Source organism: Pandoraea sp. ISTKB, assembly GCF_001721285.1.
Taxonomy (GTDB): domain Bacteria; phylum Pseudomonadota; class Gammaproteobacteria; order Burkholderiales; family Burkholderiaceae; genus Pandoraea; species Pandoraea capi.
In genome coordinates, this window is sequence record NZ_MAOS01000033.1 from 73874 (window position 1) to 98779 (window position 24906).

General features: G+C 60.7%; 31 protein-coding genes. 5 read left to right on the forward strand and 26 right to left on the reverse strand.

Annotation, left to right across the window (positions count from 1 at the left end; translation table 11 throughout):
- The first annotated feature begins 38 nt into the window (after positions 1–38).
- Positions 39–2513, forward strand: coding sequence for a penicillin-binding protein 1A (locus A9762_RS12455; protein WP_069342348.1), 2475 nt, complete (start codon positions 39–41; stop codon positions 2511–2513).
- 55 nt (positions 2514–2568) lie between these two features.
- Here the strand turns inward: A9762_RS12455 and cyaY are convergent, their stop codons facing one another.
- Positions 2569–2907 carry an iron donor protein CyaY gene (cyaY, locus tag A9762_RS12460; RefSeq protein WP_069342349.1) on the reverse strand — a complete coding sequence of 113 codons (339 nt, stop codon included), beginning with the start codon at positions 2905–2907 and terminating at the stop codon, positions 2569–2571.
- A gap of 57 nt (positions 2908–2964) precedes the next feature.
- Between cyaY and A9762_RS28110 the strand changes: the two genes are divergently transcribed.
- Both A9762_RS28110 and lysA read left to right on the forward strand, forming a co-directional pair.
- Complete coding sequence (locus tag A9762_RS28110; protein WP_083253867.1) at positions 2965–3192, forward strand: lipoprotein; 228 nt, start codon at positions 2965–2967, stop codon at positions 3190–3192.
- 126 nt (positions 3193–3318) lie between these two features.
- Positions 3319–4587, forward strand: coding sequence for a diaminopimelate decarboxylase (gene lysA, locus A9762_RS12465; protein ID WP_069342350.1), 1269 nt, complete (start codon positions 3319–3321; stop codon positions 4585–4587).
- Here the strand turns inward: lysA and msrQ are convergent.
- The 5 genes from msrQ to A9762_RS12490 all read right to left on the reverse strand — a co-directional run bounded on the left by msrQ (position 4515) and on the right by A9762_RS12490 (position 10638).
- Positions 4515–5237, reverse strand: a complete 723-nt coding sequence (gene msrQ, locus A9762_RS12470; protein ID WP_083253868.1) for a protein-methionine-sulfoxide reductase heme-binding subunit MsrQ — start codon at positions 5235–5237, stop codon at positions 4515–4517. The two genes, lysA and msrQ, sit on opposite strands and share 73 nt — an antisense overlap.
- 19 nt (positions 5238–5256) lie before the next feature.
- A complete protein-coding gene (gene msrP / locus A9762_RS12475) occupies positions 5257–6252 on the reverse strand; it encodes a protein-methionine-sulfoxide reductase catalytic subunit MsrP (RefSeq protein ID WP_069342351.1) in 996 nt (331 codons plus the stop codon).
- 222 nt (positions 6253–6474) lie between these two features.
- The gene (gene ccsB, locus A9762_RS12480; RefSeq protein ID WP_069342352.1) at positions 6475–7659 is read right to left on the reverse strand and encodes a c-type cytochrome biogenesis protein CcsB; all 1185 of its coding nucleotides are present in this window, start codon (positions 7657–7659) and stop codon (positions 6475–6477) included.
- Between the two features lie 11 nt (positions 7660–7670).
- Positions 7671–9806, reverse strand: a complete 2136-nt coding sequence (locus A9762_RS12485; RefSeq protein ID WP_069342353.1) for a cytochrome c biogenesis protein ResB — start codon at positions 9804–9806, stop codon at positions 7671–7673.
- A gap of 175 nt (positions 9807–9981) precedes the next feature.
- Positions 9982–10638, reverse strand: coding sequence for a cytochrome c (locus tag A9762_RS12490; RefSeq protein WP_069342354.1), 657 nt, complete (start codon positions 10636–10638; stop codon positions 9982–9984).
- A 297-nt stretch (positions 10639–10935) separates the two neighbouring features.
- Here A9762_RS12490 and yihA point away from each other — a divergent pair, with 297 nt between their 5' ends.
- Both yihA and hemB read left to right on the forward strand, forming a co-directional pair.
- Entirely contained in the window at positions 10936–11604 is a 669-nt protein-coding gene (gene yihA, locus A9762_RS12495) for a ribosome biogenesis GTP-binding protein YihA/YsxC (protein WP_069342355.1), read from the forward strand.
- Between the two features lie 652 nt (positions 11605–12256).
- Positions 12257–13255: a porphobilinogen synthase gene (gene hemB, locus A9762_RS12500; RefSeq protein ID WP_069342356.1), complete on the forward strand. Its 999-nt coding sequence runs from the start codon at positions 12257–12259 to the stop codon at positions 13253–13255.
- 111 nt (positions 13256–13366) lie between these two features.
- On the opposite strand, the gene dsbD is transcribed toward hemB, so the two are convergent.
- From dsbD to rplN, 20 genes are all read right to left on the reverse strand, one after another.
- Positions 13367–15346, reverse strand: coding sequence for a protein-disulfide reductase DsbD (gene dsbD, locus A9762_RS12505; protein ID WP_240493534.1), 1980 nt, complete (start codon positions 15344–15346; stop codon positions 13367–13369).
- Positions 15339–15671 (reverse strand): divalent-cation tolerance protein CutA, encoded by a 333-nt coding sequence (cutA, locus tag A9762_RS12510; RefSeq protein ID WP_069342357.1) that lies wholly within the window; start codon positions 15669–15671, stop codon positions 15339–15341. Before cutA ends, dsbD begins: the two co-directional genes overlap by 8 nt.
- A gap of 193 nt (positions 15672–15864) precedes the next feature.
- Positions 15865–16257: a 50S ribosomal protein L17 gene (rplQ, locus tag A9762_RS12515; protein ID WP_069342358.1), complete on the reverse strand. Its 393-nt coding sequence runs from the start codon at positions 16255–16257 to the stop codon at positions 15865–15867.
- Between the two features lie 155 nt (positions 16258–16412).
- Entirely contained in the window at positions 16413–17390 is a 978-nt protein-coding gene (rpoA, locus tag A9762_RS12520; RefSeq protein WP_047906203.1) for a DNA-directed RNA polymerase subunit alpha, read from the reverse strand.
- 106 nt (positions 17391–17496) lie between these two features.
- A complete protein-coding gene (gene rpsD, locus A9762_RS12525; protein WP_069342359.1) occupies positions 17497–18120 on the reverse strand; it encodes a 30S ribosomal protein S4 in 624 nt (207 codons plus the stop codon).
- Positions 18121–18272: 152 nt separating this feature from the next.
- Positions 18273–18677: a 30S ribosomal protein S11 gene (rpsK, locus tag A9762_RS12530; protein WP_010804113.1), complete on the reverse strand. Its 405-nt coding sequence runs from the start codon at positions 18675–18677 to the stop codon at positions 18273–18275.
- 17 nt (positions 18678–18694) lie between these two features.
- Complete coding sequence (gene rpsM / locus A9762_RS12535; protein ID WP_069342360.1) at positions 18695–19060, reverse strand: 30S ribosomal protein S13; 366 nt, start codon at positions 19058–19060, stop codon at positions 18695–18697.
- Between the two features lie 35 nt (positions 19061–19095).
- Positions 19096–19212: a 50S ribosomal protein L36 gene (gene rpmJ / locus A9762_RS12540; protein ID WP_010804115.1), complete on the reverse strand. Its 117-nt coding sequence runs from the start codon at positions 19210–19212 to the stop codon at positions 19096–19098.
- A 19-nt stretch (positions 19213–19231) separates the two neighbouring features.
- Positions 19232–19450, reverse strand: coding sequence for a translation initiation factor IF-1 (gene infA / locus A9762_RS12545; protein ID WP_010804116.1), 219 nt, complete (start codon positions 19448–19450; stop codon positions 19232–19234).
- Positions 19451–19459: 9 nt separating this feature from the next.
- Positions 19460–20797 carry a preprotein translocase subunit SecY gene (gene secY / locus A9762_RS12550; RefSeq protein ID WP_069342361.1) on the reverse strand — a complete coding sequence of 446 codons (1338 nt, stop codon included), beginning with the start codon at positions 20795–20797 and terminating at the stop codon, positions 19460–19462.
- A 23-nt stretch (positions 20798–20820) separates the two neighbouring features.
- Positions 20821–21255, reverse strand: a complete 435-nt coding sequence (rplO, locus tag A9762_RS12555; protein ID WP_039406343.1) for a 50S ribosomal protein L15 — start codon at positions 21253–21255, stop codon at positions 20821–20823.
- Between the two features lie 11 nt (positions 21256–21266).
- On the reverse strand, positions 21267–21449 hold the full coding sequence (gene rpmD / locus A9762_RS12560; protein WP_010804119.1) for a 50S ribosomal protein L30: 183 nt from the start codon (positions 21447–21449) through the stop codon (positions 21267–21269).
- Between the two features lie 11 nt (positions 21450–21460).
- A complete protein-coding gene (rpsE, locus tag A9762_RS12565; protein ID WP_039393711.1) occupies positions 21461–21979 on the reverse strand; it encodes a 30S ribosomal protein S5 in 519 nt (172 codons plus the stop codon).
- Positions 21980–21992: 13 nt separating this feature from the next.
- Positions 21993–22358, reverse strand: a complete 366-nt coding sequence (rplR, locus tag A9762_RS12570) for a 50S ribosomal protein L18 (RefSeq protein WP_039393713.1) — start codon at positions 22356–22358, stop codon at positions 21993–21995.
- Positions 22359–22369: 11 nt separating this feature from the next.
- The gene (gene rplF, locus A9762_RS12575; RefSeq protein ID WP_069342362.1) at positions 22370–22903 is read right to left on the reverse strand and encodes a 50S ribosomal protein L6; all 534 of its coding nucleotides are present in this window, start codon (positions 22901–22903) and stop codon (positions 22370–22372) included.
- A 15-nt stretch (positions 22904–22918) separates the two neighbouring features.
- Positions 22919–23314: a 30S ribosomal protein S8 gene (gene rpsH / locus A9762_RS12580; protein WP_010804123.1), complete on the reverse strand. Its 396-nt coding sequence runs from the start codon at positions 23312–23314 to the stop codon at positions 22919–22921.
- Between the two features lie 13 nt (positions 23315–23327).
- A complete protein-coding gene (rpsN, locus tag A9762_RS12585) occupies positions 23328–23633 on the reverse strand; it encodes a 30S ribosomal protein S14 (RefSeq protein ID WP_069342363.1) in 306 nt (101 codons plus the stop codon).
- 7 nt (positions 23634–23640) lie between these two features.
- Positions 23641–24180 carry a 50S ribosomal protein L5 gene (gene rplE / locus A9762_RS12590; protein ID WP_023593829.1) on the reverse strand — a complete coding sequence of 180 codons (540 nt, stop codon included), beginning with the start codon at positions 24178–24180 and terminating at the stop codon, positions 23641–23643.
- A gap of 19 nt (positions 24181–24199) precedes the next feature.
- Positions 24200–24508, reverse strand: a complete 309-nt coding sequence (gene rplX / locus A9762_RS12595) for a 50S ribosomal protein L24 (RefSeq protein ID WP_023593828.1) — start codon at positions 24506–24508, stop codon at positions 24200–24202.
- An 11-nt stretch (positions 24509–24519) separates the two neighbouring features.
- Positions 24520–24888 carry a 50S ribosomal protein L14 gene (gene rplN, locus A9762_RS12600; protein WP_010804127.1) on the reverse strand — a complete coding sequence of 123 codons (369 nt, stop codon included), beginning with the start codon at positions 24886–24888 and terminating at the stop codon, positions 24520–24522.
- Positions 24889–24906 lie beyond the last annotated feature (18 nt).

Consider the following 24906-nt stretch of genomic DNA (forward strand, 5'->3'; position numbering starts at 1 on the left):
TTCGTTATAATCGGCCCATCGTTTTTTCCGGTTCCCCCATGGCAAGCACACCCCAAACCGAGACACCCCGCGACAAGCGCCCGCCCAAACCGCGCCGCTCCATCTGGCTGCGCCTCGCCCTTTGGTTCGTAGGCCTTATCGCCGCGATGGTCGTATGTGGCGCGTTGCTCGCGGGGTACATCCTGGTGGTGATGACGCCGCAATTGCCGTCGCTGGACACGATCGTCGATTACCGGCCGAAGATTCCGCTGCGTATCTATACGGCCGACGAGATCCAGATCGGTGAATTCGGCGAAGAGCGCCGCAATCTCGTGCGCTTTGCCGACATCCCCGATGTCATGAAGAAAGCCGTGCTTGCCATCGAGGACGATCGCTTCTATCAGCACGGTGGCGTCGACTTCATCGGCATCTTCCGTGCGGGCGTCGCCAACTTCACGCGTGGCGGCTCGTCGCAAGGGGCCAGTACGATCACCATGCAGGTGGCGCGCAACTTCTTCCTGTCGAGCGAGAAGACATACACGCGCAAGATTTACGAAGCGCTACTCGCCTACAAGATTGAATCGCGCCTGTCGAAGGATCAGATTCTCGAGCTGTACATGAATCAGATCTATCTCGGCGAGCGTGCTTACGGCTTCGCCAGCGCGGCCCGCGTGTATTTCGGCAAGGATCTGAAGGACATCACGCTCGCCGAAGCCGCGATGCTTGCCGGACTCCCGAAGGCGCCGTCGGCCTATAACCCGATCGTCAATTACAAGCGCGCTCGCGTGCGTCAGGAATACATCCTCAAGCGGATGTATGACCTTGGGTATGCCTCGAAAGCCGAATACGAGCAGGCCATCGCGCAGGAATTGGTAGTGCGCGGACTGGGTAGCGAATTCAGCGTGCATGCCGGCTATGTCGCCGAAATGGTGCGTCAGTTGCTCTACGCACAGTTCAAGGACGAGATTTACACGCGCGGCTTCAACGTCTACACGACGATCAATTCGGCCGATCAGGAAGCGGCTTACGAAGCGCTCCGTGCGGGCGTCATGGCGTATGAACTGCGCCACGGCTATCGCGGCCCGGAAGCCAACATCGATTTACCGAGTGACAAGGACGAGCGCGAACAGTTGATCGACGACACACTGGTCGAGCATCCGGACAGCGGTGACATGGTCGCGGCGGTCGTACTGTCGGCAGCCCCGCAGCAGGTCAAGGCGGTTCTGCTCAACGGCGACGACGTCACCGTCACGGGCGACGGACTGCGCTTTGCGGCGGCCGGTCTGAGCGCCAAGGCGCAACCGAAGCAGAAGATTCGCCCGGGCTCGGTCATCCGCGTCACGAAGGACGCGAAGGACAACTGGCGCATCGTGCAGATGCCCGACATCGAAGCGGCGTTCGTGTCGCTCGATCCGCAAAACGGCGCCATCCGCTCGCTGGTCGGGGGCTTCGACTTCAACCGCAACAAGTTCAACCACGTGACGCAAGCATGGCGTCAGCCGGGATCGAGCTTCAAGCCGTTCATTTACTCGGCAGCGCTCGAGAAGGGATTTGCCCCCGCCACGATCATTAACGACGGCCCGCTGTATTTCACGGCGGCGCAGACGGGCGGGCAGCCGTGGGAGCCGAAGAACTATGGTGGCGGTTTCGACGGACCAGAGCCGATGCGCGTCGCACTCATGCGCTCACGCAACCTCGTGTCGATCCGCATCCTGCAAAGCATCACGCCAGGGTACGCGCAGAAGTTCATCGGCCGATTCGGTTTCGAGGCGGACAAGCATCCGGCCTACCTGCCGATGGCGCTTGGCGCAGGCATGGTCACGCCGCTGCAGATGGCTAGCGGTTATGCCGTGTTCGCGAATGGTGGCTTCCGGGTGAACCCCTTTATCGTGGCGCGCATTACCGACTCGAAGGGCAACGTGATCATGGAGGAGAAGCCGACGCCGGCCGGTGACGAGTCGATTCGGGCGATCCCGGCACGGAACGCGTTCATCATGAATTCGATGCTGCACGACGTGGCGACTCGCGGCACTGCGGCCAAGACCAACGCACTCAAGCGCAGCGATCTCGCCGGCAAGACCGGGACGACGAACGATTCCCACGATGCGTGGTTCGCCGGCTATCAATCTCAGTTGGTGGGCGTTGCGTGGATCGGCTTCGATCAACCGCGCAATCTGGGGGATCGCGAAACCGGTGGTGGTCTGGCACTGCCGATCTGGATCGACTACATGTCGAAGGCATTGCGCGGGGTGCCGGAGGCGACCCGTGCGATTCCGCCGGGCGTCATTCAGGCCAATGGGGACTATTTCTACGACGACTATCCGCCGGGGCGCGCCGTCAGCACGGTGGGGCTGAGCGCTGACACGGCACCGGACGGCTCGGCATCACCGGGACCGTCCGGCGCGCTGCCCGGCCAGATGCCGGCTCAGCCGGGCGCGGCGCCTGCGCCGTCGCACGCACCGTCACCGGCACCAGCGCCGGTCGATCGTCAGGAGCGACAACGCATCCTGGATATGTTCAACAGCAAGCCCTGATATCGCTCAGGGCTTGCGGACTGGCTTGGGGGGCGGCCGTTAGGCCGATATCTCCTCAGCCAGCCTGAAACGTCACCGTCTCGCCGGCTTGCTGCGATGCGAAGCGCGACAGGGCTTCGAACAACTCGGAGTCGTCGCGCGTATCGCGCCATTTGTCGCCTTTCAGGCGGAAATGGAAACCACCCGAACGCGCAGCGATCCAGATCTCGCTCATCGGCGTTTGCACGTTGATGATGATCTTGCTGTCATCGTCGAATTCGAGCGTCAGTACGTTGCCCGTACGCTCACAATCGATATCCACGTCGCTGTCGCTGTTGTCAACCACGGCTTCGACAGCCGCCTCGATCTGCGCCAGCACTGCTTCTGCGAGCGCCAGGAATTCACTTTCCGTCATGCTAAACTCCACGGTTTGCGTCATCGTTTGCATGCCGCACCACGCGGCGATACCCCCATGACTGCACCTATTCGAACCTGCGCGATTGTAGCGTCGATTGCCCTTTTGAGCGCACTGGCCGGTTGTGGCCAGGCTGGCCCGCTGTACCTCCCAGCGCGTCCCGTGAAACCGACGCCACCGCCAGGTGCGCCGGTCCCGCCGCCGCCGCGTGTGGCCGAGCCGCAGCGCGGACCGTCGGTCGAAGTGCCGCCGGCAACCGTGCAACCACCGGCCAAGCCGGAGTGAGCGAAATAAGCGAAAATTAGCCGACGATGGCCGACATCTGCGAGATCGGCCTCGACGCGCCGGGGCGGAATCCCCCCGACGCGACCGGCGCCCCCTAGTTGCCCAGTTGATTACCGAGTTCCTGCGATGTCCGACGCCATCTTCTCCTACCGCGACGACGTACTCCACGCCGAGGGCGTAGCCCTCCCGGCGCTTGCCGAACGCTTCGGCACCCCGCTCTACGTCTATTCGAAGGCGGCCCTGACGCATGCCTATCAGGCCTACGCCAAGGCATGCGAAGGCCGTAACGCGGCGGTGCATTACGCAGCCAAGGCCAACTCGAACCTTGCAGTGCTCGGCGTCTTCGCCAAACTCGGCGCAGGCTTCGACATCGTGTCGGCCGGCGAACTCGCGCGTGTCATCGCCGCGGGTGGCGATCCCAGGCGCGCCGTGTTTTCCGGTGTCGGCAAGCACGCGGACGAAATGCGCTACGCGTTGGAAAAGGACGTGTTCTGCTTCAACGTGGAATCGCGCCCGGAACTCGACCGGCTCAATGAAGTGGCGGGGCAAATGGGCAAGCGCGCACGTGTCTCGTTGCGCGTGAATCCGAACGTCGACGCCAAGACGCACCCCTATATTTCCACCGGCCTGCGCGGCAACAAGTTCGGCGTGGCCTATGAAGAAGCGTTCGACGCCTATCGCGCGGCGGCCGCCATGCCGCACCTCGAAGTTGTCGGCATCGATTGCCACATTGGGTCGCAAATCACCGAGCTCTCACCGTATCTCGACGCCACCGATAAGGTCCTCGATCTCGTCGAAAAGCTCGAAACCGCGGGTATCTCGCTGCATCACATCGACGTGGGGGGTGGTCTGGGCATCACCTATACGGACGAAACCCCGCCGGATATCACGGCATTCGCCACGACGCTGCTCGACCACATCGCCAAGCGTGGTCACGGCCATCGGCAGGTCCTGTTCGAACCGGGCCGCTCGCTCGTGGGTAACGCCGGTGTGCTGCTCACGCGCGTGGAATTCCTCAAGCACGGCGAGACCAAGAACTTTGCCATCGTCGACGCGGCGATGAACGATCTGGCGCGTCCGGCAATGTACGAGGCGTATCACCGCATCGACCCGGTCGCACGCCGCACGGGCGAGGCAAGTACCTACGATGTCGTCGGCCCCGTTTGCGAAAGCGGTGACTGGCTCGGTCGCGACCGGGCGCTGGCCATCGAGCCGGATGATCTGCTCGCGATTCGCTCGGCCGGCGCTTACGGCTTTACGATGAGCTCCAACTACAACACGCGTCCGCGTGCGGCCGAAGTCATGGTCGATGGCAACGATGCCTATCTCGTGCGCGAACGCGAGACGGTCGAATCGCTGTTTGCCGGCGAGCGGCTGCTGCCCGGCAACGTCTGAGTTCGCGGCCTGCGCAGCGCCCAGATCACACGGGCGCCAAGCAGGCCCGCCACAACGATCGCATAGATCGCCGGTTGGGCAAGGTCGTTCTTGCCCGCCTTCATCCACCAGTAATGCAGGATCGCTAGCACGGCAATCGCGTAAATCGCGCGATGCAGTTGTTGCCAGCGCCGCCCGCCCAGCCATCGCACCATCGCGTGCGGGGACGTCAGTGCCAGCGGCACCATCAGCACGAACGCCGCAAACCCCACAGTGATAAACGGGCGTTTGCCGGTGACGTCGCGCAAGATACTCGTCCAGTCAAACCACTGATCCAGCCAGAAATACGTCGCGAAATGCAGCGCGCCGTAGAAAAACGCGAACAGTCCGAGCATGCGTCTGCATCGCAATAACCAGGTCATGCCAGTCATTCGGCGCACGGGGGTGATGGCCAGCGTGATGCAGAGCATCACCAGCGTCCAGGTCCCTGTCGATCGGGTGATGAATTCGACGGGATTTGCGCCTAACTGGTCCGTCACGCCATAGACGACCAGTCGCAGCAACGGCACCAGTGCAAGCAGGAAAACCACCGCTTTGACCCACACGAGCCAGCGTTGCGCCGGACGCCGGGTAACGCCGGCATCGGACGAATGAGAAGGGGATGTCGGCACGGCGTATCCGCTTGGAAGCTCAGAAGAATTTGCGCAGATCCATGCCCTGGTACAGGCTGGCGACCTGCTCACCGTATCCGTTGAACATCAGTGTCTTGCGCTTGGGGGTAAAAATGCCACCATCGCCGATACGACGCTCGGTGGCCTGACTCCAGCGTGGATGATCGACTTCCGGATTCACGTTCGAGTAGAAACCATACTCGTCCGATGCGGCACGATTCCAGCTCGTCAGCGGCATTTTCTCGACGAAACGGATCTTCACAATGGACTTGGCACTCTTGAAGCCGTATTTCCAAGGCACCACCATACGTACCGGTGCCCCGTTCTGATTCGGCAGTACCTCGCCATACAAACCGAACGTCAGCAGCGAGAGCGGGTGCATGGCTTCGTCCATCCGCAAGCCTTCCACATATGGCCAGCTCAACACCGGATACGACAGCCCGGGCATCTGCTTCGGATCGGCCAGCGTGACGAACTCCACGTATTTCGCGTTGCCCGTGGGCTGCACCTGTTTGATGAGCTCGGACAGCGAGTAGCCAATCCACGGAATGACCATCGACCAGCCTTCCACGCAGCGGTGCCGATAGACGCGCTCTTCGAGCGGCGCAAGTTTGAGCAACGCATCGAGGTCGTAGACCTTCGGCTGTTTCACCGCTCCCTCGATGGCCACCTGCCACGGACGCGGCTTGAGTGTTCCCGCGCGTCGCGCCGGGTCGGACTTGTCGGTGCCGAATTCGTAGAAGTTGTTGTAGGTGGTGACATCCTTGATGTCGGTCGGCTTGTCGGTGACCACGTATCGCGTATTCCGTGTCGCCGCGAGCTTGGTCAGTCCGGTGCCCGGGCTGTCAGCCGCAAAGGCACCCGAAGGCAGGATGCCCAGCGCGGCGCCCCCAAGGCCCGTCAACCCGACGCCTGAAGCCTGCAGGAAGCGCCGCCGCCCGGTCGCCACGTCACGCGGCGTGATGTGGCTCGCCGGGATGTTCGCCCCGCGCAGAAGCGACTTGTTCGTACTCATGATGCGCCCTCCAGACTCGCCTGATATGCCGATATTGCCGAGATGCCTCGTGCCCGGTATGACTGACGCGCGATTGACGTCGTTCCCGAGGTGACACTGCGGGAAATCATACGTCACGATGAAAAAAGCCGCCGGCACCTCGGTGCGGCGGCTTTTCGAGCCCGAATGGCCTGGATCGCCCGGATCGTCTGAATCATCTAATTCAGACGCCAACCATAGGCGTCAGAGCTGTCCGTAACTATGCAACCCCGACAGGAACATGTTCACGCCAAGGAACGCAAACGTCGTGATCAGCAGCCCCGTCAGCGACCACCACGCGGCGACCACGCCACGCAGCCCCTTCATGAGGCGCATGTGCAACCACGCTGCGTAGTTCAGCCAGACAATCAGTGCCCACGTCTCCTTCGGATCCCAGCTCCAGTAGCCCCCCCAGGCATCTGCCGCCCAGAGTGCGCCGAGAATCGTCGCAATCGTGAAGAACGCAAAACCGACGGCGATCGCCTTGTACATCACATCGTCGAGCAATTCGAGCGACGGCAGGCGCGACGAGAAGAACCCGCTATCGAGCGGCTTGCCCTTCGCGACCAGACGCTTGTTTTCGCTCGACTTGAGCAGATACGCCACGGCCACCATCGCCGCCAGTGCAAACGTGCCATAGCCGATGAAGTTCGCCGGTACGTGGATCTTCATCCACCAGCTCTGAAGCGCCGGCACCAGCGGCTGGATCTCGTAAGCACTGCGCGCCACGCTGTACCAGAGGTTGAAACCCACGGCCGCGCTGATCACCAGCAACACGAACGGTCCGAGCGAGCGCGTTTCGTAGCGCTGCTCGTAATACAGGTAAAACAGCGCCGTGATCAGGCAGAACAGCACGAACACTTCGTACAGGTTCGAGATGGGGATGTGACCGACGTCCGCGCCGACGAGATACGACTCGTACCAACGCACCATCATGCCGGTGAAGCCGAGCAGCACGGCCGCCCAGCACAACGACGAGCCCACACTCGCCCCGAACGGCGAACGGGCCAGCAGGCCGCCCCAGTAGAAGAGTGTCGACAGGAAAAACAGCGCGCTCATCCACAGAATCGCGGACTGACTCGACAGGAAGTACTTGAGAAAGAAGGCCTGATCGGCACGCGCGAGATCATGGTGATACATCCCGATGCCCGAAAGCGCGAGAATTGCGATCCCGGCCATCAGCCAGCGCACGGAGCGCCAATGCCAGCCAAGCACGGCAAAAGTCGGCACCGCGAGCACCAGAATCGTGTGCTCGTAGTAATCCATGTAGTGACCGTAGCGGTTGAGCGCGAAACCCGCACCGATTGCCAGCGCAAGCGCGAACAACCAGTCGCCGATACTGCGGCGGCGCAGCCACGAGATCTCTGAATAGCCCTGGGATAACTCCATCTGTCTCACCCTCATCGTTTTGTGACGATCTCGTCCATCTCCGCCTTCGTGCGGGCGAATTCCTTTTCGAAGTCCAGTGTGCGACGCGTCGTCGACACCGCCATCAACACCGAACTGCCCCCCTCCGGCGTGTCCTTGACCCACAGCCACAAACGCCGCTCGCGCACGTAGAACATCGAGAAAATACCGAGCACCAGCAGTAAGCTGCCAAGATACACGATCTTTTTACCCGGGGATCGCGTGAGCTGGAAGACGCTGGCCTGGATTTGCTCGAACGAATCGAGCTGCAGGAAGACCGGTGCGTCGTACAGGAAATTGTCGGACAGCGCGTTGGTAGCCGTGTGCACGAATCGCTCGCTCTCCGGCGCCGGTGCCATTTCGGGCTGACCGGCCTTCTCGCGCGCGACCTGCCAGAGCTGCCAGATCGCGCCGTCCAGAATACGTCGGAACATGACCGCGGCGTTCGACTGCTGCTCCGGCGGTACCTTCTCGTTCACGAATTCAGCGATCGCCTGCAAACCGCCCGTCGCATGGCCATCCTTGCTCGCCGGAATCGCCCCCGCGAACAGATCCAGCTCACGCTTGGCACTCTCCTGCAATTGACCACGCAGTTCGGCAGACGTTTGCGCCGGCAGCGACTGCGCCGCGAACCGGCGCGCAGCCTCGCCACGGGCACCGTCATCCTGAAGGGCGGCGCGCAACAGCATCCACTGCTTGACGGAACCGTCGGCGTCCGCCGGGATGCGCAGATACTGGAACGGGCCATCCGGGGTGTCACGCACCCCCGTCATGAATACGCGCTCGCCGTCTTCCACCAGAATCGGCAGCATGTAATTGCGGTACTCCTTCGCCTGACCGCTGCGGTCGCGTACCTTGTACTGCACGGACGGGCCGACGTTGCGCAGGTCCTTGCTCAGATCGGAGCGCGCGCCGGAACCGAGTTGCGCACTCAGGTCATCGCGCAGCGACTTGCGGGCCACGCCGCGCACATCGCGCTCGCCGCTGCCATTGCTGATGTTCTCAACGTTGATGGCGCGGAAGTCGCTGAACTCGACCGTGTACTCGTCCTTGCCCGCCGCGCCGCCGCGCAGTTGGGTCGAGCCGCCGATGTCGCCGGAAAACGCGAAGGTACGATCCGTCGCCCCGCGCATGGGGTAACCGGTGAGCTTCAGTTTGCTGCCGCCGTCCTCGAAGCTCGACTGATAAATCGCCACGCCCTTGTAAATGAACGGCTCGTTGACCTTCACGGTCGCGTCCATCGTCTTGCCGGTCTCGGGATCGGTGACCACGATGTCGCTCGCGAAAAGCTTGGGCATGCCCGTCGAGTAGTAATCGACGTGGAATTTCTTCAGTTCGATGGCGAACGGCAGATCCTGCACCACCGAGCCATCCTGAAAATTCAGAATCGCCGTCGTCGATTTGCCGCCTTCCGGCACGAATGCGTAGCCGCGGAAAGCGGGGTTGTTCGGCGAAAGACGATGCGTCTCCGGAATCTGCGCGATCACCGCATTGCCTTGCAGCGGCGATTTGCCGAACAGCGCCATCTGGGCGCGAATCAGCAGATCGCTGTCCACGAGGCCACCCAGACAGATGATGACGATCGCACTGTGCGCGAAGATGTAGCCGATCTTGTTGATCGCTCCCGCTTTCGCGGCCACGAGCGTCGCACCTTCGCGCTCACGCACGACGAAGCGGTAACCGCGATGTCCGAGATAGCCCGTCACCCGCTTGAGCAGATCGACACGCGACAACGGCCCGACGTATTCGGCCTTGTGACCGAACGCACGCAGACTGCCTTCGCGCACGTGATCGCGCCAGCTGCGAATGTCCGCGATCATCTTCGGCGCGTTGCGCACGATGCACAGCGTCGTCGACGCCATCAGGAAAAAGAGGATCAGCAGGAACCACCACGAGCTGTACACGGTGTACAGCCCGAGCGAGCGAAAGACGTCGGCCCAGAACGGACCGAACTGATTGACGTAGTTGGGGTAAGGGTCGCCCTGCTTGAGCACGGTGCCAACGATGCTGGCAATCGCGAGCACGGTGAGCAGACTGATGGCGAAGCGCATCGAGCTGACAAGCTCGACGCCGTCGCGCACCCATCGTTGCGCTCCCTTGATCTGCATTCCGGAGGTACTGATGCTCATCCTGTTTCCGACAACAAAAAAGGGCGGGGACGCGTATCTCACGCGCCCGCCACCCTGTGTATGCTAAACCAGTTCGCTCCCGTCGCTCTGCGGCGCCGTGACTGGTTTCGTTATAAGTCAGCGAATATACCCTGACGTTCACATGGTGTCAGGGCAGGGCTCCCGATCATCACGCTTAGCGCAGACCGGCGATGTAATCCGCGACGGCTTTGATTTCCTTGTCCGACAGACGGCCACCGATCGTGTGCATCGGCGCGTTGTTGCCGCGCGTATCGTCGCGGAACGCCACGAGCTGAGCCGCGGTGTACTCCGCCCACTGACCGGACAGACGCGGGTACTGCGACGGCATGCCTGCGCCCGTCGGGCCATGACACGCGGCGCAGGCCGGCACGCCCTTCTCCGCGATGCCCCCACGGTAAATCTTCTCGCCGAGCGGCACGGTGTCCTTGTTGCGCGCGGCCCCCGGTTTCGCCGTCTGTGACGCGAAGTACGCCGACACGTTGCGCATGTCCTGATCGGAGAGCGCCGCGACCATACCGGCCATGATGGGGTTGTTACGCGCGGGAGTCTTGCCGGGCTGCGCCTTGAAGTCGACGAGCTGCTTGTAGAGATATTCGGAATGTTGACCGGCCAGCTTCGGATAAGCCCCACCGGTGCTGTTGCCGTCGGCCGCGTGGCACGCGGCGCAGACCTGACTGGCAATGGCCTGTCCCCGGGCCAGATCGGGTTTAGCGGGCGCCTGAGGCTCGGCGGCTTGTCCTGCACCGCTCAGAAGAAAGCATGCCAGCGCCAACGGTGTTGCAGCGAGAGACTTCCACACTCCTCGGTTCATTCGCACACCTTATATCTGTTTTGTCGGGAAATCGGTCGTTCGAACTCACCGTCCGACGCCGCGTTTCTCCTCCAACCTCACGGCGCGCGAGACGTTCGGGCAAGCCCTGGCAAGGCCAAGGTTAACTTTCATATTGTACAATAAAGACTTTCCCCGGCTTTAGGGGATTCCATGTAGAAGGCCGCAGAACGGGGCTTCCCGGCCTGTCGCCGGCGGGCGCCGAACCTGCCGTTTTTGCGTGCCTGCGCCCGCGTTGCAGCCCGATGCTAATGGTTGCTGCGCTCCCCGGTTTCCGTCATGTCCCTACTTCATCAAGCCCGCTTCTTTACGACCGTCAATCATCTGCGCGACCTGCCGCCCACGGCCGTGCCCGAGGTCGCCTTCGCGGGCCGCTCGAACGCGGGCAAGTCCAGCGCGCTCAACATCCTGTGCAATCAGAAGCGTCTGGCGTTCTCCAGCAAGACGCCGGGCCGCACGCAACACATCAACTATTTCGAGATCGCTCACCTTGAGCACCTTTACGGCTATCTCGTCGATTTGCCCGGTTACGGCTATGCCGAGGTCGGCGGCGGCGTCAAGGTGCACTGGCAGCAGCTTCTCGGCGACTATCTGGTGCAGCGCCCGCAGTTGCGCGGCCTGGTGCTCGTGATGGACTCGCGCCGTCCGTTCACGGACCTGGACTGCGAGCTCATCGACTGGTTCATGCCGACGGGGCGTCCCATCCATGCCCTGCTGACGAAGGCCGACAAGCTCACGCGCCAGGAATCCACGAACGTGCTGCGCGAGACGCAAAAGCGTCTGTCCGCGTTGCCGCGCACCGACGGCCTGCCGTCCGACGATCCGTCTGTGCCGGCGCAATTCACGGCGCAGTTGTTCTCGTCGCTCAAGCGGACCGGTGTCGATGCCGCGCAGCGCGTGCTAGAGGACTGGCTCGCCATTCCGGCACGAGACACCGCGAAAAAGTAAGCCTTTCCTTTTCGGATGTCGCCCGTAGATCCGGCACATCCGACAGGTGCCGCGACATATCCGGCGGGTAGCTTGCCGTCATGGAAACACACGGGCAACTGCCTCCGGTTTCGCGTTTTAAACGCCATTTTCGCGCCGCACGCCAGCTTCCTAAGGTAGACGTTCACCGCACGGACCGAGCGCGACAAATCGTCGCGGCGGGCTAGGACTTACGTCGGATAGTTCGGAACTGGTTGGATGGCGCTAAGCGACAGAGGGCAACCATCGTCCGAATGGACGATGCCGACGAGAAACCGGCAGAACGTGCGCCGTTCCGGGACGTTGCCTGACCATTGCCCAGACGTTGCAACGATTCGAGCGCACATAAAAAAACCGCCGTGTAGGCACGGCGGGTTTAAATAAGCCTTATCGTAGAACGACAGGCGCCCGCTCAGGGAGGAGAAGCGGGGGACGTCACACACAGTGCGAACATCCGGTTGGTATGATATACCATGCGTTCGAAAGTTTCCCGGCAAGCGCCCTTTTTTGCGCGCCTTCCCTCTTACGGAATCGTTGAGCCAGTCGCAACGACATCACCGTTTTCGGGACACGTCAAAACAACCGACTCGTGGGAATTTCCGACGCGCCATTCTTCGTCCAAAGGACCGATCGCATGAGTTCCTACCCCCTGCTTCGCCCGCGCCGCATGCGACGCGACGACTTCTCGCGCCGTCTGATGCGCGAAAACCATCTGACTTGCGACGACCTCATCTATCCGGTGTTCGTGCTCGAAGGCGAGAAGCGCCGCGAAACCGTCGATTCGATGCCCGGCGTCGAACGGGTCTCCGTCGACGAACTGCTGCGCGTTGCCGACACATGCGTCACGCTCGGCGTCCCCGTCATCGCGTTGTTCCCGAACATCGAGGCCTCGCTCAAGACACCCGATGGCATCGAAGCCACCAACCCTGACGGTCTGATTCCTCGCGCCGTTCGCGAGCTCAAGCGCAATTTCCCGGATCTCGGTGTGCTGACGGACGTCGCTCTCGATCCGTACACGAGTCACGGTCAGGACGGCGTGCTCGATGAGAATGGCTACGTCATCAACGACGTGACGACCCGCCTTCTCGTTCAGCAAGCGCTCACTCAAGCCGAAGCCGGCGTGGACATCGTCGCACCTTCCGACATGATGGACGGTCGCATCGGTGCGATCCGCGAAGCCCTCGAAGCCGGTGGCTACATCCACACGCGCATCATGGCGTATGCCGCCAAATATGCGTCTGCCTTCTACGGCCCGTTCCGCGACGCCGTCGGCTCGGCGGCGAATCTCGGCAAGAGCAACAAGATGACTTACCAGATGGACCCGGCCAATTCGGACGAAGCGCTGCGTGAAGTCGCGCTCGACATCGAAGAGGGTGCCGACATGGTAATGGTCAAGCCGGGCATGCCGTATCTCGACATCGTGCGTCGTGTGAAGGATGAGTTCCGCTTCCCCACGTACGCCTATCAGGTGAGCGGCGAATACGCGATGCTAAAGGCCGCTGCGCAGAACGGCTGGCTCGATCACGACAAGGTCATGATGGAGTCGCTGCTCGCCTTCAAGCGCGCGGGCGCCGACGGCATCCTGACGTACTTCGCGCTGGACGCGGCACGCCTGATTCGCTCGCAAGCCTAAGCGAGCGTCTGCCGATATGGTAAGCGGGGACGTCGGACTGACGTCCCCGCTGACACGAAAGATCGGTAATTTGTGGCGCCGCCTGAAACTACATCTACCTGAATGGCCGCATCAAACGGCCGGTCCGTATGCCTTATCAAGGCTGCGGAGAAACTGTTCCGCAGACTGAGCCCCAATGACGCGCGTCCCGGCGACTTCCTTGCCGTTCGCGTCAAAGAAGATAATTCCCGGCGGTCCAAACAATCCGAAACGCTTGAGTAATGCCTGATCGTCGGCGTTGTTGGCCGTCACGTCGGCTTGCACGAGCACCATTTGATCCAGACGCGCTTTGACACGCGGGTCGGTGAACACAAAGCGCTCCATTTCTTTGCAACTAATGCACCAGTCCGCATAGAAGTCGAACATCACCGGACGCCCCGCCGTCGCCACCACCTGATCCAGCTCGGCGGTACTGCGTACACGCTGGAACTTGACGCCTTCCGTTGTCGGCGCTCCCGCGTTGGCGCTCCCGGAAGCCACCGTCGACAACCCCGCCAACGGCGTCAATGGATCTCGCGCGCCAGCCGCAGCACCCACCAGAGCGACGGCCCCCAATAAGGCAACGGCAACGCCCAGGCCCTTAAGCAGACGACGGGCACCACTCGCACCATCCGGCAAGTTGTCGAAAACACGCATGAACGCGGCGGCAACCAGCAGGAGCACGCCTGCCCCCAGCAACAGCACGGGCGTCGCCAGCAGCGGACGAACGATCCACAACGCCACACCGAGCAGAAGGAAGCCGAAGAAGCGCTTCACACCATCCATCCAGGCCCCGGCACGCGGCAGCAATGCACCGCCTCCACCGGCCAGAATCACGAGCGGCAGCCCCATACCCAGCGACAGGGAGAAAAGCGTCGCGCCGCCGAACACCGCATCTCCGGTCTTGGCGATGAATGCAAGTGCCGCTGCCAGCGGTGCCGTGACGCATGGGCTGACGATCAACCCCGACAACACGCCCATCATCGCCGCACCAATCCATTGCCCGGATTTTTGCTGGCGCGCGGCGTTGTCGATTCTGTCGCGCAATGCCGCAGGCAACTGAATCTCGTACATGCCGAACATCGACAGCGACAGAATGACCATCAGCAAGGCAAACAGCGCGAGGACCCACGGCGCTTGCAGGAACGCAATCAAACCTTGCCCGAGCAGGCCGGCGGCGACCCCGATGACCGTGTTCACAATGGCCATACCGAGGACGTAGGCGATAGCCAGACGCACCGCCTTGCCCCGACTCGCTTCCTGTCCAGCCACGATCGACAACAGAATCGGCACCATCGGCAACACACAAGGCGTGAAAGCCAATCCAACCCCGAGTGCGAAAAAGATAGCCAGGGCGAGCGCAAAGCTCCCCCCCGAGAGAATGCGCTCGGCTTCGCTGTAATCTTCGCGAGCCGACAACCATCCGCCCGAAGCGCTGGCGGACACAACCGGCGCAGCGGCGGACGCGCCATTCGTCGCCGACAAGTTACCGCCCAACAGCGCCTGAGTTGCTGCGCCGGCGCCCGGCACCACACTCGCCCCACTCGCGCCGGCACCGCCCACCGCAGCCGCAGAGATCTTCAGCGGTTTATCCATCGGCGGATAACACAACCCCTTGTCCGCACAACCCTGCATCGTCACATTCAGCGTGAACGGGCCGTTAGCCTTGCTGACCGGGATACGCACCTCGATCGGCTCGTGGTACACCTCCATGTCCTTCCCGAAAGTCTCGTCATGCTTGACTTCGCCTTTAGGAAATTCCGGCGTACCGAGCGTTACCGCAGGATTATCGGCAGCAAACGCAAATCGCTCCCGATAGAGGTAATAGCCCTTGGCGACTTCGAAGTGCAACAACACAGCCCCGGGCTGTTCCGTCTTCGACACCTTGAAGGCGACGTCCGGGTCCAGGAAATCGTCGGCGGCATGGGCACGCCCCACGCTCACTGTCAGCACGATCAACAGCACCATCAGCGCGAACGACCACAGTCGCTGAGCGCGATGCTTCATTGCCTCACTGGTGAAGGCATGCGCTCCATCGAGCCCCGGTGCTGCCATCGTCTTCAGGTCAAACATGCAATTCCCCCCGCGTCTCATCCTCGACCCAACGCGCATACGCGGGCAACGCCACACTCGCCGGCCATGCGACGATCTCCGGGACGTCATAAGGATGGTGTTCTTTGATGTACTGCTCAAGAGCGCTGTAGCGCGCGGCAGTCGTTTTGATCATGAGCGGCACTTCGACGCTCGTTTCACGTTTGCCTTGCCAGCGATAGCTCGAGCGCACCGGCGCCAGTTGCTGGACGCATGCCGCCAGACGGCCGACCAGCATGCCGTCCGTTGCCGCGTCGGCGCTAGCCTCGTCAGGGAAGGTCGTCATGACGATAAGAAGGGCATCCATGATGTGCGGTAGACCGTTCAAGCGTAAGGTTGTTCACTGTACACCGACACTGCGAAACATGTGCGCATGGCGGGTGATTTCCAGACACGTCCGAGCGCTCGCTCAGACAACGCCTCAAAATGAAAAAAGCCAGGTCGATGACCTGGCTTTTTCTTTACGGCTGACAGTCTTGACAGACCGTTGCGCGAATCGCTTACTCAGCGACTTCCGGCGCTTCCGTGTCAACTTCCGGACGATCCAGCAGTTCGACGAAAGCCATCGGCGCATTGTCGCCCACGCGGAAACCCATCTTCAGGATACGCAGGTAGCCGCCCGGACGGTTGGCAAAACGCGGGCCGAGTTCGTTGAACAGCTTCGTGACCATGTCACGATCGCGCAGGCGGTTGAACGCCAGACGACGGTTAGCGACGGAGTCCTTCTTGCCCAGCGTGATGAGGGGCTCGACGACCTTACGCAGTTCCTTGGCCTTCGGCAGCGTGGTCTTGATGGCTTCGTGCTGGAGCAGCGAGTTCGACATGTTACGCAGCATAGCCAGACGGTGGCTGCTGGTACGATTCAGTTTACGCAAACCATGACGGTGACGCATTTCAACTTTCCTTTAAACAGAGTTTTCGACCAAGCTCTTCTATCGGTGACAAACACCGCGGGCCGGTACCTTCGCATTCGGCCGTATCGGAACACTCCGACGCGCCGCACTTACGTAGCAACACGGCCGCCCGAGGGCGGCCATGTCATTACACTTTACTTCTCGAGACCGGCCGGCGGCCAGTTTTCGAGCTTCATGCCGAGCGTGAGACCACGCGAGGCAAGCACTTCCTTGATCTCGTTGAGCGACTTGCGACCCAGGTTCGGGGTCTTGAGCAATTCGTTCTCGGTACGCTGGATCAGGTCGCCGATGTAGTAGATGTTTTCGGCCTTCAGGCAGTTGGCCGAACGCACCGTCAACTCGAGATCGTCCACCGGACGCAGCAGGATCGGATCAATCTGCGGCGCACGCGACGGCGCTTCGCTGGTGGCTTCCGTGCCTTCCAGCGCAGCGAACACCGACAGCTGGTCGACGAGGATGCGAGCCGATTGACGGATCGCTTCTTCCGGCGACACAACACCGTTGGTTTCGATGTTCATCACGAGCTTGTCCAGGTCGGTACGCTGTTCCACGCGGGCCGATTCAACCGCATAGCTCACGCGCTTGACCGGCGAGAACGACGCGTCCAGGACGATACGGCCGATAACCTTGGCCGACTCGTCGCCATAACGGCGCACGTTACCCGGGACATAACCACGACCCTTTTCGATCTTGATCTGAACGTCGAGCTTACCGCCCTTGGCCAGATGCGCGATCACGTGATCGGGGTTGATCAGTTCCACATCATGCGGCACTTCGATATCCGAAGCGCGCACCACACCTTCACCATCCTTGCGCAGCGTAACGGTGACTTCGTCACGGTTATGCAGCTTGAACACGACACCCTTGAGGTTCAACAGGAAGTTGACGACATCTTCCTGGACACCATCGATGGTGGAATATTCATGCACAACGCCGGCGATCGTCACTTCGGTCGGCGCATAGCCCACCATCGACGACAACAGCACGCGGCGAAGCGCGTTGCCCAAGGTGTGGCCATAGCCACGTTCGAACGGCTCCATCACGACTTTGGCGTGATGCTCACCGACCGGCTCAACCGCAATAATCTTGGGCTTCAACAAACTGGTTTGCATAGGTTTCCTTTTCAATACCCTCGGCTCGTTACACCGATAAGGCTGATGGGTGACAACCTGCACGGAACGCAAAACGCGCCGTGAGGCGCGTCAAGCATCATACGGATTAACGCGAATACAATTCGACGATCAGGCTTTCGTTGATGTCGCCCGCGATATCGCTACGTTCCGGCAGTGCCTTGAAAGTGCCTTCCATCTTCTTGGCGTCAACCGAAACCCAGATCGGGAAACCGACTTGCTCAGCCAGCGTCAGTGCTTCTTGAATACGCACTTGCTTCTTCGACTTTTCGCGCACGGCGATCACGTCGCCGGCCTTGACCTTGATCGACGGGATGTTCGACACGACACCGTTCACCACGATTGCCTTGTGGCCAACGAGTTGGCGCGCTTCAGCGCGCGTCGAGCCGAAGCCCATGCGGTACACGACGTTGTCCAGGCGCGACTCGAGCAATTGCAGCAGGTTTTCACCCGTGTTGCCCTTGACGCGGTCGGCTTCCGCGAAATAACGACGGAACTGACGCTCAAGCACGCCGTAAATACGCTTGACCTTCTGCTTTTCGCGCAGCTGGTTGCCGTAGTCCGACGTACGAGCACCCGACGTGCGGCCATGCTGACCCGGCTTGCTATCCAGCTTGCACTTGTCGGCGAGCGAGCGACGTGCGCTCTTCAGGAAGAGGTCAGTACCTTCACGACGGGAGAGTTTGGCCTTCGGGCCGATATAACGTGCCACGGTTGTTCCTTTATCTCAAAATTTGACGTAATGAACTTTGTCCACTACGCAAGTCCGGTACCAATGTACCGGACGGTGGTCTTAGAAATTACTACGCGCACGGCCGAGACCGTGCGCGAACCCGCGATTATAGCAGGATTTTCTGAAGCGTCTTAGATACGACGACGCTTCGGCGGGCGGCAGCCGTTGTGCGGGACCGGCGTCACGTCCGAGATGGCCGTGATCTTGATACCCAGCGCATTCAGCGCACGAACCGCCGATTCGCGACCCGGGCCCGGGCCTTTGATGCGAACTTCGAGGTTCTTCACGCCGTATTCCAGTGCCACGCGGCCAGCCGACTCAGCAGCAACCTGGGCAGCAAACGGGGTCGACTTACGCGAACCCTTGAAGCCCTGGCCACCCGACGTCGCCCATGCCAGCGCATTGCCCTGACGATCGGTGATCGTGATGATGGTGTTGTTGAACGAAGCGTGGACGTGCACGACGCCTTCTGCAACGCTCTTCTTGACCTTCTTGCGAACGCGCTGCGAAGCGGCGTTGTTCTGTTGCTTAGCCATGAGTTCCTATCCTCTGGTTACTTCTTCAGCGAGACGCCGGCCTTACGCGGGCCCTTACGGGTACGCGCATTGGTACGGGTGCGCTGACCGCGGAGCGGCAGGCCCTTGCGGTGACGCATGCCACGATAGCAGCCCAGATCCATCAGGCGCTTGATGCTCATGGTCACTTCACGACGCAGATCGCCTTCGACCGTGTATTGACCAACCTGGTCACGCAGCTTTTCGAGATCAGCGTCGTCGAGGTCCTTGACCTTCTTCGAGTACGCCACGCCAGCGGCGTCGCAAATCTGACGAGCGCGCGTGCGACCGACACCGTAGATAGCCGTCAGGCCGATAGCGGTGTGCTGGTGGTTCGGGATGTTAACCCCTGCGATACGAGCCATTCGTAATTCCCCAACTAAATAGCGTTAAAGGCCGATTAGCCCTGACGTTGCTTGTGGCGCGGATCCGAGCTGCAGATCACGCGCAGCACGCCTTTGCGCTTCACAAACTTGCAATTGCGGCAGATGCACTTAACAGATGCCAAAACTTTCATGACAATTCCCTCTCTCTAATCACTTCGCCCGGAAGACGATCCGCGCACGCGACAGATCGTAGGGCGTCAACTCTACCGTCACCTTATCCCCGGGAAGGATGCGGATGTAATGCATCCGCATCTTGCCGGAAATATGTCCGAGTACTACATGGCCATTTTCCAGCTTTACCCGGAAGGTGGCATTGGGGAGGTTTTCAAGGACCTCACCCTGCATTTGAATAACGTCGTCTTTCGACATGATCCAGGATCAGCGAAGCGTCATGTTATTGCCGCCCTTGAAATTCGCCTTGCGGAGCAGCGACTCATACTGTTGCGACATCACATACGACTGCACTTGCGCCATGAAGTCCATCGTCACCACCACGATAATCAGCAGTGAGGTTCCACCGAAGTAGAACGGGACATTCCAACGCAACACCAGGAACTCAGGCAGCAAACACACCACAGTGACGTATGCTGCGCCGGCCAGTGTGAGGCGCGTCAGGATCTTGTCGATATACCGCGCCGTCTGGTCGCCCGGACGAATCCCCGGGACAAACGCTCCGCTCTTCTTCAGGTTCTCGGCGGTCTCCTTGCTGTTGAACACCAGTGCGGTGTAGAAGAAGCAGAAGAACACGATCGCCAGTGCGTAGAGCATCACGTAGATCGGCTGACCCGGCGACAACTTCGCCGCGATGTCCTTGAGCCAGCGCGCGTTATCACCCGCGCCGAACCAGTTCGCGATCGTTGCCGGGAACAGGATGATCGACGATGCAAAGATCGGCGGAATCACGCCTGCCATGTTCAGCTTCAGCGGCAGGTGTGAAGCCTGACCACCGTAGACCTTGTTGCCGACCTGACGCTTCGCGTAGTTCACAAGGATCTTGCGCTGACCACGTTCCACGAAAACGACGAAGAACGTCACGAGTACCACGAGGGCACAGATCACGATCGCCGAGAACGGACCGATCGAACCGGTACCGACGAGCTCGAACAAGCCACCCACAGCGTTCGGCAAACCGGCCGCGATACCACCGAAGATGATGATCGAGATACCGTTACCGAGGCCGCGTTCGGTGATCTGCTCACCAAGCCACATCAGGAACATCGTGCCGGTCACGAGCGTGATCACCGTCGTAAGGCGGAACAACATGCCCGGATCGACGACGAGCCCCGGCTCGCTCTCCAACGTCACCGCGATTGCAGCTGCCTGGAAGAGCGCAAGTACCACCGTGAAATACCGGGTGTACTGCGTGATCTTGCGTTGTCCGGCCTGGCCTTCCTTACGCAATGCTTCCAATTGCGGCGAAACCATCGCCAGCAACTGCATGATGATCGACGCCGAAATGTACGGCATGATCCCCAGCGCGAAGATCGTGAAACGCGACAACGCACCGCCAGAGAACATGTTGAACATGCCCAGGATCCCGCCCGACTGGCGCTGGAACAACTGCGCCAGCTGATCGGGGTCGATGCCCGGCACCGGGATATGCGCACCAATACGGTAGACGATCAACGCCAGCAGCAGAAAAACCAGCCGCCGGCGCAGATCCGCATACTTCGGGCCCTGCGTACCAGGCTTAGCGAGATTAGGAGACTTGGCCAATGCTGGCTCCGGGGTGTCCTAACTTACTCAGCGACCGAACCGCCAGCCGCCTGAATTGCCGTGAGCGCACCCTTGGTGACGCCCAGACCCTTCACAACGACCTTGCGGGTGATCTCGCCCGAGGCGATGATCTTGGCCGACAGCGACAGCTCGCTCACCAGACCGGCCTGCTTCAGCACCAGCAGATCGATCTCGTCGACCGGCAGGCTGTTCAGATCGGACAGACGAACTTCGCCCACGAAACGACGCGTCAGCGACTTGAAGCCACGCTTCGGCAGACGACGTTGCAGCGGCATTTGACCGCCTTCGAAGCCCACCTTGTGGAAGCCACCCGAACGCGACTTCTGACCCTTGTGACCACGGCCGGCGGTTTTACCCAGACCCGAACCGATGCCACGGCCGACGCGGCGCTTGGCGTGCTTGGCGCCTTCTGCCGGCTTAATCGAATTCAATTCCATTTTGCCCTCGCTCAGTCGACGATCTTCACAAGGTACGAGACCTTGTTGATCATGCCCCGCACAGCGGGCGTATCCTGCAACTCGCTGACCGAATTGAGGCGACGCAGGCCCAGGCCCTTGACGGTGGCGCGATGTTCTTCGCGCGTACCGATCAGGCTCTTGACCAGCTTAACTTTCACAGTTTGCTGCGACATATTGATCACCCTTAGCCGAGGATCTCTTCCACCGACTTGCCACGCTTGGCGGCGATGTCAGCAGGAGTCGATTGTTTCTTCAGGCCGTCGAGCGTGGCGCGGACCAGGTTGTACGGGTTCGTCGAGCCAAGGCTCTTCGTCACCACGTTGGTCACGCCCATCACCTCGAACACCGCGCGCATCGGGCCACCAGCGATCACGCCGGTACCGTCCTTCGCCGGCGACATCAGGACGCGCGAGGCGCCATGCTGGCCGAGAACGTTATGTTGCAGGGTGCCGTTCTTCAAGGCGACCTTGAACATGTTACGGCGGGCTTGTTCCATTGCCTTTTGAACGGCAACCGGGACTTCCTTCGCCTTGCCCTTGCCCATGCCGATGCGGCCATCGCCGTCACCAACCACGGTCAACGCGGCAAAACCGAGAATACGGCCACCCTTCACAACCTTCGTGACACGGTTGACCGCGATCATCTTCTCGCGAAGGCCGTCGTCGCGTTCGTCAGCCTGAACTTTCGCTTGCATCTTTGCCATGACGGATCCTTACTTAGAACTTGAGGCCGGCTTCACGGGCTGCGTCGGCCAAAGCCTTGACGCGACCGTGATAGCGGAAGCCCGAGCGGTCGAAAGACACGCTTTCGATGCCGGCAGCCTTCGCCTTTTCGGCGATACGACGACCGATCAACGCAGCAGCGGCGGCGTTGCCACCCTTGCCTTCCTTGTCGCCCAGTTCCTTGCGCACTTCGGCTTCCAGCGTCGAAGCGCTGGCCAGCACTTGCGTGCCGTCTTCCGAGAAAACTTGCGCGTAAATGTGCACGTTGGTGCGATGCACGGAAAGGCGATGCACCTTCTGAGCTGCCAGCTTGATACGAGTCTGGCGAGCGCGGCGCACACGAGATTGTTTCTTGTCCATGTTTCGCACCCTTACTTCTTCTTGGTTTCCTTGAGGATCACCACCTCGTCCGCATAGCGGACGCCCTTACCCTTGTAGGGCTCGGGCGGACGGTAACCGCGAACTTCCGCAGCCACTTGTCCGATGCGTTGCTTATCAACGCCTTTGATGATGATCTCCGTCTGCGTCGGGGTCTCTGCCTTCACGCCTTCCGGCATGGCATGCACAACATCGTGCGAGAAACCCAGCTCGAGCTTCAGGTTGTTACCTTCAGCCTTGGCACGGTAACCCACGCCAACGAGTTGCAGCTTCTTTTCGAAACCCTTGCTCACACCGGTCACCATATTGTTGACCAGTGCACGTTCCGTACCATACAGCGCGTTCGCTTCGCGGCTTTCGTCGGCCGGGGCGAAGGTGATGGTGCCGTCTTCGATCTTGACGTTCACGAGGGCGTTCACGCCGCGGGTCAGCGAACCCAGGGCACCCTTGATCGTCAGCACATTGCCAGCCAGCGTTGCTTCAACGCCCTTCGGCAGTGCAATGGGACTCTTACCTACTCGAGACATTTCAACTCTCCTCGGTTAGGCCACGTAGCAGATGACTTCGCCGCCCACGCCGGTGGCGCGTGCCTTGCGATCGGTCATCACGCCCTTCGGGGTCGAGACGATTGCAACGCCCAGGCCGTTCATGACCTGCGGGATGTCGTTGCGGCTCTTGTACACACGCAGACCCGGGCGCGAAACGCGCTCGAGGCGCTCGATCACCGGACGGCCAGCGTAGTACTTCAGTGCGATGTTCAGCACCGGCTTGGTTTCTTCTGCTTCAACCGCGAAGTCTTCGATGTAGCCTTCGTCCTTCAGGACCTTGGCGATCGAGACCTTCAGCTTGGACGAGGGCATCTTCACCGATGCTTTCTCAACCATCTGAGCGTTGCGGATGCGAGTCAGCATATCGGCGATAGGATCGCTCATGCTCATGGTGCTTCTCCTATTACCAGCTTGCTTTGGTCACGCCCGGGATTTCGCCACGGAAGGCGATTTCACGGATCTTGTTACGGGCCAGGCCGAATTTGCGGAAGGTACCGCGCGGACGACCGGTCAGCTCGCAACGATTGCGTTGACGCGTCGGGTTGGCGTTACGCGGCAGCTGTTGCAGCGCCAGACGTGCTTCATAACGCTCGTCTTCCGACTTGCTGGTGTCTTCGATGATCGCTTTGAGGTCAGCACGCTTGGTAGCGTACTTCGCCGCCAGACGGGCGCGCTTCTTTTCGCGTTCGATAAGTGCCAGTTTAGCCACGATTACCTCAGTTACGGAACGGGAATTTGAACGCCGACAGAAGAGCCTTGGCTTCTTCGTCAGTCTTCGCAGTCGTGGTGATGCTGATGTTCAGACCACGCAGTGCGTCGATTTTGTCGTACTCGATTTCGGGGAAGATGATCTGTTCCTTCACACCGATGTTGTAGTTGCCACGACCGTCGAACGCACGACCCGAAATACCACGGAAGTCACGCACGCGCGGCAGAGCCACGGTGATGAAACGATCCAGGAATTCGAACATACGCTCGCCGCGCAGCGTCACCATCGTACCGATCGGGTAACCTTCGCGGATCTTGAAACCGGCGATAGCCTTGCGAGCCTTCGTCACCACCGGCTTCTGGCCGGCGATCTTCGTCAGGTCGCCAACGGCGTGCTCAATGATCTTCTTGTCAGCCACGGCTTGACCAAGGCCCATGTTCAGGGTGATCTTGGTGATGCGCGGCACTTCCATGACGGACTTGTAACCGAACTGCTTGGTGAGTTCGGCGACAATCTTGTCCTTATAGAATTCTTGCAAACGGGCCATTATCTATACTCCCTGCGACTTAGGCACCGACGACCGCACCGGTCGTCTTGAGGAAGCGGACCTTCTTGCCGTCTTCGACCTTGATGCCCACGCGCGACGGCTTGCCATTGGCATCCACCAGCGCCACGTTCGAAACGTGGATCGGCATCGTCTTGTCGACCACGCCACCTTGCGTGCCCTTCATCGGGTTCGGCTTCACGTGCTTCTTGGCAACGTTCACGCCCTCGACGACCAGCTTGTCACCATCAACGGCGAGAACCGTGCCACGCTTGGCCTTGTCCTTGCCCGTCAGAACGATGACTTGGTCACCCTTGCGAATCTTGTTCATGTGTCGGCTCCTTACAGCACTTCCGGGGCCAGCGACACGATCTTCATGAAGCGTTCGGTACGCAGTTCACGCGTAACCGGCCCGAAGATACGGGTGCCGATCGGCTCGAGCTTGGTGTTAAGCAGCACGGCGGCGTTGCCGTCGAATTTGACCAGCGAGCCGTCCTGGCGACGCACGCCCTTGGCGGTGCGCACGACCACTGCGTTGTAGATTTCGCCCTTCTTGACGCGACCACGCGGGGCAGCATCCTTCACGCTGACCTTGATGATGTCGCCAATGCCGGCGTAGCGACGCTTGGAGCCGCCCAGCACCTTGATGCACATCACTTCGCGCGCACCGGTGTTGTCGGCTACTTCGAGCCGGGTTTCAGTTTGAATCATGGTGTTATCTTCCCAACT

Coding starts and splice junctions, on each gene's coding strand:
- rplN (WP_010804127.1), bottom strand. CDS start 24,888: ATGATTCAAACTGAAACCCGGCTCGAAGTAGCCGACAACACCGGTGCG.
- rplR (WP_039393713.1), bottom strand. CDS start 22,358: ATGGACAAGAAACAATCTCGTGTGCGCCGCGCTCGCCAGACTCGTATC.
- cutA (WP_069342357.1), bottom strand. CDS start 15,671: ATGGATGCCCTTCTTATCGTCATGACGACCTTCCCTGACGAGGCTAGC.
- rpsE (WP_039393711.1), bottom strand. CDS start 21,979: ATGGCAAAGATGCAAGCGAAAGTTCAGGCTGACGAACGCGACGACGGC.
- msrP (WP_069342351.1), bottom strand. CDS start 6,252: ATGAGTACGAACAAGTCGCTTCTGCGCGGGGCGAACATCCCGGCGAGC.
- yihA (WP_069342355.1), top strand. CDS start 10,936: ATGTCCCTACTTCATCAAGCCCGCTTCTTTACGACCGTCAATCATCTG.
- rpoA (WP_047906203.1), bottom strand. CDS start 17,390: ATGCAAACCAGTTTGTTGAAGCCCAAGATTATTGCGGTTGAGCCGGTC.
- A9762_RS12455 (WP_069342348.1), top strand. CDS start 39: ATGGCAAGCACACCCCAAACCGAGACACCCCGCGACAAGCGCCCGCCC.
- hemB (WP_069342356.1), top strand. CDS start 12,257: ATGAGTTCCTACCCCCTGCTTCGCCCGCGCCGCATGCGACGCGACGAC.
- rpsH (WP_010804123.1), bottom strand. CDS start 23,314: ATGAGCATGAGCGATCCTATCGCCGATATGCTGACTCGCATCCGCAAC.
- dsbD (WP_240493534.1), bottom strand. CDS start 15,346: ATGTTTGACCTGAAGACGATGGCAGCACCGGGGCTCGATGGAGCGCAT.
- rpmJ (WP_010804115.1), bottom strand. CDS start 19,212: ATGAAAGTTTTGGCATCTGTTAAGTGCATCTGCCGCAATTGCAAGTTT.
- rplO (WP_039406343.1), bottom strand. CDS start 21,255: ATGGAATTGAATTCGATTAAGCCGGCAGAAGGCGCCAAGCACGCCAAG.
- A9762_RS12485 (WP_069342353.1), bottom strand. CDS start 9,806: ATGAGCATCAGTACCTCCGGAATGCAGATCAAGGGAGCGCAACGATGG.
- infA (WP_010804116.1), bottom strand. CDS start 19,450: ATGTCGAAAGACGACGTTATTCAAATGCAGGGTGAGGTCCTTGAAAAC.
- rplE (WP_023593829.1), bottom strand. CDS start 24,180: ATGGCCCGTTTGCAAGAATTCTATAAGGACAAGATTGTCGCCGAACTC.
- A9762_RS12490 (WP_069342354.1), bottom strand. CDS start 10,638: ATGAACCGAGGAGTGTGGAAGTCTCTCGCTGCAACACCGTTGGCGCTG.
- rplQ (WP_069342358.1), bottom strand. CDS start 16,257: ATGCGTCACCGTCATGGTTTGCGTAAACTGAATCGTACCAGCAGCCAC.
- lysA (WP_069342350.1), top strand. CDS start 3,319: ATGTCCGACGCCATCTTCTCCTACCGCGACGACGTACTCCACGCCGAG.
- A9762_RS28110 (WP_083253867.1), top strand. CDS start 2,965: ATGACTGCACCTATTCGAACCTGCGCGATTGTAGCGTCGATTGCCCTT.
- rpsK (WP_010804113.1), bottom strand. CDS start 18,677: ATGGCTAAGCAACAGAACAACGCCGCTTCGCAGCGCGTTCGCAAGAAG.
- rpmD (WP_010804119.1), bottom strand. CDS start 21,449: ATGTCGCAGCAAACTGTGAAAGTTAAGCTGGTCAAGAGCCTGATCGGT.
- cyaY (WP_069342349.1), bottom strand. CDS start 2,907: ATGACGGAAAGTGAATTCCTGGCGCTCGCAGAAGCAGTGCTGGCGCAG.
- rpsM (WP_069342360.1), bottom strand. CDS start 19,060: ATGGCTCGTATCGCAGGGGTTAACATCCCGAACCACCAGCACACCGCT.
- rplF (WP_069342362.1), bottom strand. CDS start 22,903: ATGTCTCGAGTAGGTAAGAGTCCCATTGCACTGCCGAAGGGCGTTGAA.
- ccsB (WP_069342352.1), bottom strand. CDS start 7,659: ATGGAGTTATCCCAGGGCTATTCAGAGATCTCGTGGCTGCGCCGCCGC.
- rplX (WP_023593828.1), bottom strand. CDS start 24,508: ATGAACAAGATTCGCAAGGGTGACCAAGTCATCGTTCTGACGGGCAAG.